Annotated in this window: 9 protein-coding genes; 3 read left to right on the top strand and 6 right to left on the bottom strand. The window is 68.9% G+C overall.

Translation table 11 applies throughout. The features are described from left to right. Positions 1 to 63: 63 nt before the first annotated feature. Both U5A52_RS28690 and U5A52_RS28685 read right to left on the bottom strand, forming a co-directional pair. A complete protein-coding gene (locus U5A52_RS28690) occupies positions 64 to 786 on the bottom strand; it encodes an LrgB family protein (protein ID WP_321937088.1) in 723 nt (240 codons plus the stop codon). A gap of 38 nt (positions 787 to 824) precedes the next feature. Then, on the bottom strand, positions 825 to 1,304 hold the full coding sequence (locus U5A52_RS28685) for a CidA/LrgA family protein (RefSeq protein ID WP_321915313.1): 480 nt from the start codon (positions 1,302 to 1,304) through the stop codon (positions 825 to 827). Between the two features lie 154 nt (positions 1,305 to 1,458). Between U5A52_RS28685 and U5A52_RS28680 the strand changes: the two genes are divergently transcribed. After that, positions 1,459 to 2,406 (top strand): LysR family transcriptional regulator, encoded by a 948-nt coding sequence (locus tag U5A52_RS28680; protein ID WP_321915314.1) that lies wholly within the window; start codon positions 1,459 to 1,461, stop codon positions 2,404 to 2,406. A 75-nt stretch (positions 2,407 to 2,481) separates the two neighbouring features. On the opposite strand, the gene U5A52_RS28675 is transcribed toward U5A52_RS28680, so the two are convergent. After that, positions 2,482 to 4,230, bottom strand: a complete 1,749-nt coding sequence (locus U5A52_RS28675; RefSeq protein ID WP_321937086.1) for an OmpA family protein — start codon at positions 4,228 to 4,230, stop codon at positions 2,482 to 2,484. A 247-nt stretch (positions 4,231 to 4,477) separates the two neighbouring features. Further along, positions 4,478 to 6,106, bottom strand: coding sequence for a GMC family oxidoreductase (locus U5A52_RS28670; protein WP_321937083.1), 1,629 nt, complete (start codon positions 6,104 to 6,106; stop codon positions 4,478 to 4,480). A gap of 429 nt (positions 6,107 to 6,535) precedes the next feature. On the opposite strand from U5A52_RS28670, the gene U5A52_RS28665 reads away from it, so the two are divergent. Together U5A52_RS28665 and U5A52_RS28660 are read left to right on the top strand one after the other, a co-directional pair. Beyond that, on the top strand, positions 6,536 to 8,272 hold the full coding sequence (locus U5A52_RS28665) for an isovaleryl-CoA dehydrogenase (protein WP_321937081.1): 1,737 nt from the start codon (positions 6,536 to 6,538) through the stop codon (positions 8,270 to 8,272). Positions 8,273 to 8,355: 83 nt separating this feature from the next. Beyond that, a complete protein-coding gene (locus U5A52_RS28660; protein ID WP_321915318.1) occupies positions 8,356 to 9,807 on the top strand; it encodes a coniferyl aldehyde dehydrogenase in 1,452 nt (483 codons plus the stop codon). On the opposite strand, the gene U5A52_RS28655 is transcribed toward U5A52_RS28660, so the two are convergent. Beyond that, positions 9,785 to 10,204, bottom strand: coding sequence for an EscU/YscU/HrcU family type III secretion system export apparatus switch protein (locus U5A52_RS28655; RefSeq protein WP_321937079.1), 420 nt, complete (start codon positions 10,202 to 10,204; stop codon positions 9,785 to 9,787). The genes U5A52_RS28660 and U5A52_RS28655 overlap by 23 nt on opposite strands. Next, positions 10,204 to 11,721, bottom strand: a complete 1,518-nt coding sequence (locus U5A52_RS28650; RefSeq protein ID WP_321937076.1) for a flagellar hook-length control protein FliK — start codon at positions 11,719 to 11,721, stop codon at positions 10,204 to 10,206. The genes U5A52_RS28655 and U5A52_RS28650 overlap by 1 nt, the downstream gene beginning before the upstream one ends. Positions 11,722 to 11,750 lie beyond the last annotated feature (29 nt).

Raw genomic sequence — 11,750 nt, 5'->3', positions numbered from 1 at the left:
GCCCATCCTGATAAAGTCCGCCCGCGCAACGGGCGAGCCCGCGCTGAACAATCGCGCCGCGAATTAAACAGGCAGGAAACCCAGCGCCGGCGCGAGCAGCACCATCACCACGCCCGCGATCATCATCGTGAGGCTCGCCACCACGCCCTCTTCGCTGCCCAGCTCGCGCGCCTTCGCCGTGCCGACGCCGTGCGCCGCCGCGCCAAAGAGCGCGCCGCGCGCGAGCCGCGTGCGCAACGGCACGAGGCCGAGCACCAGCTCGCCGAACAGCATGCCGCACACGCCCGTGGCGATCACGAAGAGCGCGGTGAGGTCGCGCGGCGCGTGGATCTTGTCCGACACCGCGAGCGCGAACGGCGTGGAGATCGAGCGCGTCATCAGGCTGCGCTGCAGATCGGGCGAGAGATGCAGGAGCTTGGCCAGCGCGAGCGAGCCGCCCACCGCCACGATGATGCCGACCGTCACGCCCACCGTGAGCGAAATCCAGTGACGCTTGAGCAGATCGCGGTATTCGTAGATCGGCACCGCGAAGGCCACCGTGGCCGGGCCGAGCAGCCACATGAGCCAGCGCGTGTCCTGGAAGTAGACGGGGTACGGAATATGGAGCACGAGCACGAACACGGCGAGCACCGCGGGCACCGCGACGAGCGGCGTGAGCCACGGCGAGCGAAAGCGCGCATAGAGCGCCTTCGAGACGAAATAGAGCGCAACGGTGAGGATGAAACAGCCGGCGGCGATGAGCCGCGCTGCGTCGTCGGCGAACAGGGACGCATAAAACGTGTTCATGACGGAATCACCCTCTCTCTATTCAGGACCCTGCAGCCTCAAGCCCGCGCCAGATGGCGCGAATCGCGCACGCGGCGCAGCGCGAGTCGCCGCTCGAGCTTTGCGGCCTGTTCGACCGCGAACGCCACGGCCACCATCACCATCAGCGTGCCGCCAACCACGACGAGCGCGAGGCGCCAGCCGTCGGCGCGAAACAGGCCGCCGTATTTCACGGCCGCCACGGCGGCCGGGATGAAGAACAGCAGCATGTCGGAGAGCAGCCAGTCGGCGCCCGCCTTCACCCAGCGCGGCGTGACGCCGCCGCAAAAGAGCAGCGCCAGCAGCAGCACGAGGCCGACCACGCCGCCCGGCACCGGCAGGTGCGTGACACGCGTGAGCAAGTCGGCGGCATACCAGACGCCCGCGAGCAGCGCCGACTGCACGGCAATGCGGCCGATACGGCGGCCGAGGCTCGCCACGCCGCCCACGTTGCGCGCGGCGCTTTCGGAAACTTTCGCGGTCGTGTTCGAGGTCGTCATGGCAAACCCTAAGTGACACTGGAATGGAAGTCAGTATAGGGTGCAGCGCAGCATAAACATAATGACTTAGAATCATCTGCTACATTCCATATTGGAATGCACCAACTCAGCACCCCGCTGGGCGTGCGTCCTGCACATTTGTGGAGTCCCGATCGTGGAACTGCGCGCGCTTCGCTATTTCATCGAGGTGGTGCGGCAACAGAGCTTCACCGCCGCGGCCGAAAAACTGCACGTCACGCAGCCGACCATCAGCAAGATGGTGAAGGCGCTCGAAGACGAGACCGGCACGCAGCTCCTGCTGCGCGACGCGCGCCAGATGGTGCTCACCGACGCCGGGCGCATCGTCTACCAGCGCGGCCAGGACGTGCTCGCCGCCCAGGCGCAGCTACAGGCCGAACTCGCCGATCTCGGCACGCTCGGGCGCGGCGAACTCACCATCGGCATTCCGCCGATGGGCGGCTCGCTCTTCACGCCCGCCATCGCCACATTTCGCCAGCGCTATCCGAAGATCGAGCTGAAGCTGTTCGAGCAGGGCTCGCGCGCCATCGAAGCCGCGCTGATCTCGGGCGAACTGGAGCTGGGCGGCGTGCTGCTGCCCGTCGATCCCGCGCTCATCGACGTCCTGCCGATCTCGCACGAGCTGCTGTGGCTCGTCGCACGGCGCGGCTCGCGCTGGGACAACAAGCTGGCCGTGCCGCTCGCGGAACTGGCCGGCGAACCGTTTGTGTTCTACGGCGAAAGCCTCGCGCTCAACGACGTCGTGCTGAACGCGTGCCGCACGGCCGGCTTCGTGCCGCAGGTGGTGGGGCGCAGCGGCCACTGGGACCTGATGGCGGCGCTCGTGCTCGCGGGCGTGGGCATTGCGCTGCTGCCCGCGCCCTACGTGCGCCGGCTCGACGCCGAGCGCTTCACCTGCCTGCCCGTGAGCGAGCCGCAAATCACCTGGGACATGGCGATCGGCTGGAAGCGCAGCGGTTATCTGTCGCACGCGGCGCGCGCCTGGCTAGACGTTGCGCGCGCGGAGTACGGCAAGCCGTTCACGTTTCTCGATGACTTCGTGCATCCGCCTGGAATGGAGAAGCAGCCGGGCAAGCCCGGCTGAAGCGGTGTGCAATGAAAAAAGCCGCCCGGCTTGCGCCGGACGGCTTCTCGCACGTCGCGTAATCCGTACTTCGGATTACTTCGCGACGAACTCGATGCGGCGGTTGTGGAAGCGGCCGCTTTCGGTGTCGTTGCTAGCCACCGGATTCGCGTCGCCATAGCCCTGTGCCGTGAGCTTGCTGAGCGACACGCCCTGCGACGCGAGGTAGGTACGCACCGCGAGCGCGCGCTGCTTCGAAAGCGCGAGATTCGCGGCCTTGTCGCCCAGGTTGTCCGAGTAGCCCGCCACTTCGAGCGCGACCGGCTGGCCGCGCTTCGAGCACGCGATCAGCGCGCGCGCCGACTGACGCAGATCGTCGGCTGCGGAAGCCGGCACGATCGAGCTGCCCGTCTTGAAGTTCACGACCTGCAGGTTGAGCACCTTCGCCACATCGGCGCCTGCGCACGAGCTGTCCGTGCCAAACAGGCCCTTCACGGCGTCGCGGAACGACTGCGTCGCATCGGCCACGGCCTTCTGCACGTTGAACACGCCGATATCGAAGCCCGAGCCGAACAGCGCCTTGAGCTTGTCGAGCCAGCCGGCCTTCGCGTCGGCGGCCGCGCCGCTCAGCTCGACGTGCGTGCCGTCGATCTTCACTTCCGCGCCGGGCAGCGCCATGAGCGGCAGCAGGCCGTCGAGGTGCGCGAGCCACTCGGCGGGCTTCGTCGCGGCGTCGACGTTCACGTTGGCCGTGAACTTGCCTGCGCCGAACTGCTTCGTGAGAGCGTCGATGAGTTGCGTCTTCTCGGCTTCGGTGCCCACCGTCGCCGTGATCGTCGGCACGCCGGACTTGTCGACCGTGAACGACAGATGCGCGTCCTGGGTCGGCGCCGCAGCGGCATCGCTTGCGGCCGCGATTGGGCCGGAAGCGACCGTGGCAGAAGCGGCCGCGTCCGAGCCGGCGGCAGGCGCCGAAGCGCTATCCGCCTGCGACGCCGCATCCGATGCGGCGACCGCACCCGGCGCCATCGTGCTCGCCGATGCGGGCTGCGCGGCGTCCTGCGTCGCCGCTTCATCGCGCTGGCACGAACGCAGCGCAAAGAACGCGACGATCAGCGCGAGCGCGGCGAGCAGCCACCAGAGCCAGTGATGGCGGCGCTTCTCTTCGGCGATGGGCGGCGTGGAGTGGGCCACGGTCTGCGGCGGCACCGAGGCCGGCACCGGACGCACCACGGGCTGCGGATGATCGAGATGCGCGGAGACATCCTTCAGGCGGCTCATGATCGAGCCCGCGAACGCAGCGGCGCTGCCAAGTCCGACAGCGCTCGCCAGATGGTCGGTCAGGCTCGCGTTGACTGACGGGAGCTGATGGCCCAGCAGCGTCGGCAGTTGTCCGACGAAGCCCTGGGAAGCGGTGAAGTGTTGCTTGAGAATGCCCATGACGGCCGCGCCAACCACGCCGGCGAGCGAGAAGGCCGTGGACTGCGGCGCACCGGTTTGCGCGGCGACCGCGTCGGCGAGCGCGCCGACATTCGCGCCGGTCGCCTTCTGGACCAGTTCGCGGCCGGTGGCTTCGAGCTGGCCCAGGCCCGCCGTGCTCGCGAGCAACTCGGGCAGCTGCTTGCCGATCAGCGGATTCGCGTCGGACGACATGATCGTGGAAAAGAGGCTACGCGCGCCTTCGGGCGTCGCGCCGCGATGCATGATGGCGGCCATGATGGCCGGTGCGGCGGCGCCCGCGACCTTGCGCGTGAAGTCGGGCGTGAGCCCGTAGCGCGTTCCCATCGTCTTGACGACGTTGTCGCTCAGCACGGTTTCCAGCAGTTGAAAAACATTGATGCTCATCGAGGCGGACCCTCCAGTTCGCGGACGCGCCACCTGACACGCCCAAATGCGAGCGCGATTATAGGGAGTGCGAAATCTCGAAAAAGCACGCGAACGGCAAACCGCACATTGTTTGACGAAAAGCCCCGAAAATCTGGACTAGTCGCGACATTGCGCGATGTTGCGGTTGCAACGGGACGACGATGCGTTTCGCTGGCAAGCCTGCGATGAGCCCATGCAACGAAGTAGGAAAAAGCGAAATCGGGCGTCAGGCGTCGATGCGCTGAGGCACCGTATCGCGCGCGTATCTCGCTTGCGCGATGAAGTCGGCCGCACGCTCGCCGATCATCACGCTCGGCGCATTCGTGTTGCCGCCGATGAGTGTCGGCATGACCGAGGCGTCGGCAATGCGCAGACCCTCCACGCCGCGCACGCGCAATTGCGGATCGACGACGGAGCGCGCGTCGCCGCCCATGCGGCAGGTCGCAACGGGGTGATAGATCGTATCGGCGTGGCGGGCGATCGTGTCGCGCAGTTGCGCGTCGCTCTGCTCGCCATGTGTGTAGAGTTCGCGGCCACCCAACTGCGCGAGCGCGGGCGCGTCGAGTATGCGCCGCGCAAGACGCGCGCCCTGCACGAGCGCGTCGAGGTCGCGCGTATCGGAGAGAAAGCGCGGATCGATCACCGGCGCCACGCGCGCGTCGGCGCTCGCGAGCGTGACCGTGCCGCGGCTCGCCGGGCGCAGCACGCACACGTGCAGCGAATAGCCGTGGCCCCAATGCAAACGGCGGCTGTGATCGTCGACGAGCGCCGTGCAAAAGTGCAGCTGCAGGTCGGGCCGGTCGAGTTCGGGGCGGCTCTTCAGAAAGCCGCCCGCCTCCGCCACATTGGTCGTGAGCATGCCGCGCCGCCCGCGCAGATAACGCACGAAGCCCGCGGTCATGCGCGCCGCGCCGCGCAGCGAGTAGCCCACGGTCTCGCTCGAATGCACGCGCTTGTTGAAGGTGAAATCGATATGGTCGATCAGATTGCGGCCGACTTCGGGCGCGTCGTGGCGCACTGCAATGCCAAGTGCGCGCAGATCGTCGGCGGGGCCGATGCCCGAGCACATGAGCACTTGCGGCGAGTTGAACGCACCCGCCGCCAGGATCACCTCGGCGCGCGCCTGCAGTGTTTCGGTCACGCCGCCGCGCGCAAGCTCCACGCCGCTTGCGCGCGCGCCGTCGAAGGTCACGCGCAGGACTGTCGCGTTGGCGATCAAGTGCAGGTTCGGCCGCTCGCGCGCATACAAATACGCGCGCGCCACCGTGCAGCGTTCGCCGCCGCGCTGCGTCACCTGATAGAAGCCGACGCCCTCCTGCTCCTCGCCATTGAAGTCGTCGTTGAGCCGGAAGCCCGCCTCGCGCGCGGCCTCGACGAAGCGCACGGCCACCGGATTGCGCTCGCGCAAGTCGGTCACGCTTAGCGGCCCGCCCGCGCCATGCCAGGCGCTCGCGCCGCGCTCGTTGTCCTCGGCGCGCAAAAAGTACGGCAGCACGTCGCGCCACGCCCAGTCCGTGCAGCCGAGCTGCGCCCATTCGTCGTAGTCGAGCGGATGGCCACGCGTGTAGATCATCGCGTTGATGGCGCTCGAGCCGCCGAAGCCTCGGCCGCGTGGCTGGTAACCGCGCCGCCCGGCGAGCCCCGGCTGCGGCACGGTTTCATAGGCGTAGTTGTTTTTCGTGCGAAACGGCACGAGCGCGGCAACGCCAAGCGGCATGTTGACGAACGGATTGCGCGCCGTGTGTGGCCCGGCCTCGACGAGCGCGATGCTCGCCTGCGGACAACGATCGGCCAGGCGCCCCGCCAGCGACGCGCCGCCCGAGCCGCCGCCTACGATGATGTAGTCGTATTCCATCGTCTCCCTCTGTCGGCCGCAGTTAGCGCTTTAGCGCTTACTGCGGCCCCATGCAAAGCATCCGCGTCCGGAGTAAGGTGGCGTGCTATTTGCACGCTCGTTCGTTTTCGGATTCAATGGCGCATTGTAGGAATGCGTCTGATTCCGAGGTCAGCTTTTATGTCAGAGCATCCCCTCTAAACCTGACGGCTAATCGCCGCCTATGATGGAAGGCGGTTCAGCCGCGAGCGCTGGAACCCGAAAGCGTCCGGACAGCATAAGCAGCACAGGGAGCGCTGGAGCGCACAAGAAGCACTCACCTCACGGACGCTTCACATGGAGCGGCCGCTGCGCACGCCTCCCCGTCACGACGACAGCGACCACAACACGAACGGCCGCGCGTGAAGCACGCCGCGCCCGCAGCAGAAGCCTTGCATCGGAGACAGGCAGATGAACCCGACGGAAGCCACGCATCGCCCCGGCACGACCCACGAAGTCACGAATCAGGCGCCGCCGCTCGCCGACTACAACCTCTTCACCACCGACGCCGCGCTCGGCGAGGCCCTCGTGCGCGCGGGCGCGGACTGGCACCGCGAAACGCTCACGCGCCATGGCGAAACGCTCGGCAAAGCCGAAACGCTCGCGCTCGCCGACCTCGCCAACCGCCACGAGCCCGAACTGCACACGCACAGCCCGCGTGGCGAACGGATCGACGCGATCGAATTCCACCCCGCCTGGCACGAACTGCTGGCGCTGCTGCGCGAGCAAGGGCTGCACGCGCTGCCGTACTCGGACCCGCAGCCCGGCGCGATGGCCGCGCGCTGCGCAGGCTACTTCCTGCATGCGCAGCTCGAATCGGGGTCGCTGTGCCCGCTCACCATGACGTTCGCGAGCATTGCCGTGCTGCAGCGCGAGCCGGTGCTGTTCGACACGCTGCGCGCGCCGCTCTACACCCGCGAGCACGACGCGCGCGACCTGCCGCTCGCGCAAAAGCGCTCGATGATGATCGGCATGGGCATGACGGAGAAGCAAGGCGGCTCCGACGTGCGCAGCAACCGCACCGAGGCGCGGCCAGCGGGCGTCGAAACGGGACGCGGCGCGGCCTATCTGCTCACCGGCCACAAGTGGTTTTTCTCGGCGCCGCAGTGCGACGCGCATCTCGTGCTCGCGCGCACCACGGAGCACGACGGCTCAGGCGCCCCCGGCCTTTCCTGCTTCTTCGTGCCGCGCTACCGGCCCGACGGCACGAAAAACGCGGTGAATGTGCAGCGCCTGAAGAACAAGCTCGGCAACCGCTCGAATGCGAGCAGCGAAGTGGAATTCTTCGACGCATACGGCGTCATGATCGGCGACGAAGGCCGCGGCGTGCCGACCATCATCGAGATGGCGAACTACACGCGGCTCGACTGCGTGATCGGCAGCGCGGCGCTCATGCGTGCGGCGCTCGTGCAGGCGATTCACCACGCGCGCCACCGCAGCGCGTTCGGCCGCGTGCTCGCGGAGCAGCCGCTCATGCAAAACGTGCTCGCCGATCTCGCGCTCGAATCGGAAGCGGCGACGGCGCTCTTCATGCGCCTTGCGCGCGCGTTCGAAGACAGCGCCGACGCGAAACCCGGCGACACGGACGACACGTCGCTCGAAGCACGCGCCTGGCGGCGCATCGTCACGCCGGCGGCGAAGTTCTGGGTTTGCAAGCGCGCGCTCGCGTTCACCGGCGAGGCCATGGAGGTATGGGGCGGCAACGGCTACGTCGAGGAAGGGCCGATGGCGCGCTTCTACCGTGAAGCGCCCGTCAATTCGATCTGGGAAGGCTCGGGCAACGTGATGTGCCTCGACGTGCTGCGCGCGCTGGAGCGCGAAGCCGACGCGGCCCAGGCGCTCTTTCTCGCGTGGCGCCGCGACGCCCAGACTCACCCGGTGCTTAACGCCGCGCTCGACCGCCTCTCGGTGCTGCTCAACGGGGCGCCCGGCACGCGCGAGGCGAGCGCGCGGCGCATCGCGCAGCAAATCGTGCTGATCGCGCAGGCCATGCTGCTGCGCGACGGGCCGCCGGAAATGGCGCAGGCGTTCATCGCCACGCGCCTCGACGAGCACGACGCCGACTGCGACCGCGTATTCGGCACGCTGCCCGCGCGCTTCGATCACGCCGCGATCATTGAGCGGGCGTTTCCGTCGCGTTCGGTTTGACTCCGCATGTGACCCGACTGCATGACCCGATTTTCCTGTTCGCGCACGCGGCACAGCGTGCGCGAACCCCACGAGGACCGACCATGAAGCAGGACCTGCCCGAAGACTTCGCCCGCCACGCGTACGGCGCGCCCGAAGATCCGCGCGCCGCGCTCGACACGCTGCTCGCCGCGCAGCGCGAAGCCTTCCTGCGCGACCCGTTCCCGTCCTGGGAAGCACGCGCGCGCCATCTGAAGGCGCTGCGCGATGTGCTGTTCTCGCACCGCGACGCGCTCGCCGACGCGATGAACGCCGACTTCGGCCAGCGCTCGAAGGCGGAAGTCGCGCTCGCGGAATTCGTCGTGCTCAAACAGGAGATCGATGCGGCGCTCAGGCACGGCGCGCGGTGGATGAAGCCGCGGCGCCGGCCGGTGGGCAAATGGCTGCTGCCGGGCCGCGCGAAGGTGGTGCCGCAGCCGCTTGGCGTGGCGGGCATCGTCGTGCCGTGGAACTACCCGCTGCTGCTCGCCGCGAGCCCGCTCGTGTGCGCGCTCGCGGCAGGCAACCGCGCGATGATCAAGATGTCGGAGCTTACGCCGCGCACGTCCGCGCTCTTCGAGGCACTGATCGGCAAGACGTTCGCGCGCGACCACGTGGCGGTCGTGAACGGCGACGCAACGGTTGGCGCCGCCTTCAGCGCCCTGCCGTTCGACCATCTGCTCTTCACCGGTTCGACGCGCGTGGGGCACGAGGTCATGCGCGCCGCAGCCGCGAACCTCACGCCGGTCACGCTCGAACTGGGCGGCAAGTCGCCCGTGATCATAGGCGTTGAGGCGCGCCTGAACTACGCCGTGGACAGCCTGCTGCTCGGCAAGACGCTGAACGCGGGGCAAACCTGCATCGCGCCCGACTACGTGCTGCTGCCGCGCGGCCAGGAGGAGGCGTTCATCGCCCGCGCGCGCACGCGCTTCGCCCAGCTCTATCCGGACTTCGCGAACAACCGCGATTACACGTCGATCATCTCGGCGCGCCACTTCGAGCGCCTGCAACGTCTCGCCGACGAAGCGCAGGCGAGCGGCGCGCAACTGCACGCGCTCGGCACGCACGACGCCGCCACGCGGCGCTTCGCGCCCGTCATCGTGACGAACGCCGGCGCGCACACGGCGCTCATGCAGGAGGAAATCTTCGGGCCGCTCCTGCCGCTCGTGCCCTACGACACGCTCGACGAGGCGTTGCGCTACGTGAACGCGCGCCCTCGCCCGCTCTCGCTCTACCTGTATGCCGACGACGCGCGCACGCTCGAACGCGTGACGCGCGAAACGGTCGCGGGCGGGATGTCGGTGAACGAGACGCTCATGCACATCGCCGCCGAAGGACTGCCGTTCGGCGGCGTTGGCGCGAGCGGCATGGGCGCCTATCACGGCTACGAGGGCTTCGTCACGTTCTCGAAGATGAAGCCCGTCTTTACCCAGGCGCGGCTGAACGCGCGCGGGCTCATCGCGCCGCCCTACGGCAAGCGCTTCGCCTTGCTGATCAAGATGATGTTGAAGGGTTGAACGGCAGCGCGGGCGGCCCGCCGCGCGGGCCGCCGACCCGGCGAACATCGCTGATGTCGTGCAGGGGACTGCCGGCTGCTGCTGCCGACGTGCCAGTTTGCGCTTGCGCGGCCGCTTTGGCTTTCGCGTCGTTTTCCGCTTCGAGGCGGTGCAGCCAGGCTAGCAATTCGGCCACCGCCTGGTACAGCTGCGGCGGGATCTTCGCGTCGAGGTCCACGCGCATGAGCAGCGAGACCATCTCCGGCGCTTCGTGCACATAGAGGCCCGCTTCCTTCGCGCGCTGCACGATCATCTCCGCGACGAGGCCGTAGCCCTTCGCGACCACGCGCGGCGCGCCGTCGCCTTCGGGAGCGTCGTAGGCGAGCGCGGCGGCGCTCCTGCGGTGCGTGCGGCTCATCACAGCTCCCAGTTCTGGTCGTGGTTCGGGTGATCGCTAGTGTCGGCGCTCGTTCGCGCGGCGGACGCATCCGTTGCAGCGCCCGCCTGCGCGCTGGCCGCGGCGGATGTGTTTTGCGCGGCGTAGGCGTTCGCAGCGCTCGCGGCTCTCGCCGCCTCGGCCGGATTTGCCGCCGCGCCGCTGCCGATCTCGCGAATCGATAGCCCGGCGAGCGTGAGCCCGAGCGCTTCGAGCCGCCCGCGCAGCCACTCGCTCTCTGCAGTCAGTCGCGCGGCGCCGCCCGCGCTCGCCTGCACCCGCACGGCGAGCGTCGAGCCCGTGAGCGTGAGTTCCGCGTCGACGGTGCCGAGCTTCGGCAGCGCAAGCGTGAGGCGCGTGCGCCATGGAATGTCGTCGGCGTCGACACCGGCTGCGCCCGAGTGCGAGTCGCGGGCATCGTAATCGTCTTGCTGGATGCTCCAGTCCACCCGCACGCCCGGCCAGGCCTCGCCATTCCAGCGAAACTCGCCGGTCGCGAGCAGATCGAGCTGCTGGCGAACGAGCGGAATCACAGCCGGATGGACCGACGGGCCGGCGGCCTGCGCCGCGGCCTCGTGCATGGCGGGCAGCAAGGTGTCGGCGAGCGCCGCGCGTGCCTGGGTCTGTGCCGTGGCCGAGGCCGTCTCGCCGTGCGGCTCCGCCAGCCCGGGGAATGCCCGCGCCAGTGCGGCATTGATCTGGCTTCCCGCGTTCGCAGCATTGCCCGCGTCCCCGCGTGCGCCTCCCGGCGCGTCCGCGAACGTTTCGGTCCATTGCACGTCGTCGATGTCGTCTGCGTCGTGGCTCCAGTCGAGCGGCAGTTGCGCGTGGGCGCCGAGCAGACGGTTCTGCGGCTCGTCGGCGAGTTCGGCGGGCGAGAGCTGGCCGCGCAGCCATTGCGCGAGGTGGGCTTCGTAGAAGAGTCCGCTCGAGCTCACCGTTTGCGCGAGCGACGCGGCGAGCGCGGCGACCGGGCCGGCTTGTGCGGCGGCTGCGGTTTGCGCAGTTTGTGCGGTCTGGGTGGTTTGCCCGGCTTGCGGATCTTGCGAGGACGCCGCCTGCGTGAAGGCCGCCGTCCCGGCGTCGGCCAGCCCCTGGGCCGCGAGCGCCACCTCCGCGAGCAGCGCGGCTTCCACGGCTTGCGCCGCCTGTGCCTCCTGGCCGGCGAGTCCAGGCAGCGGCATAGCGCCGGCGCCGCCGGGCGCCGCATCGGCTTCGGGGTTGGCCCAGAGGGGGGCGCTGCCCACCACGGCGGGCGTCGCTTCGCCGCCCGAGCGGATGATGGCGTCGAGCGCCAGCGCAACCGCCGAAAGCACGGTCTGCGTGGAGTCCTGCGTACTGTTTGTGCTGGTTGCGGTGTCGGCGAGCGCGGCAGTGCCCGTTGCGAGCGCGGAGACGCCCGTTTGCGCCGCGCCGGAGGCGCCCTGCGGGCCGACCGGCGTGAGCGCTGCGATGCGGCTCGCGAGGAGCGCGGCGGCTCCGGTGTCGATTCCGTTCATGGTGTTCCGGATCTGCGCACAGCGCTGAC

Origin of the sequence: Paraburkholderia sp. J8-2 (assembly GCF_905220195.1) — a bacterium.
Taxonomy (GTDB): Bacteria; Pseudomonadota; Gammaproteobacteria; order Burkholderiales; family Burkholderiaceae; genus Paraburkholderia.
Note: the sequence above shows the minus strand (reverse complement) of the source record. Positions and strands in the feature narration are given on the sequence as shown.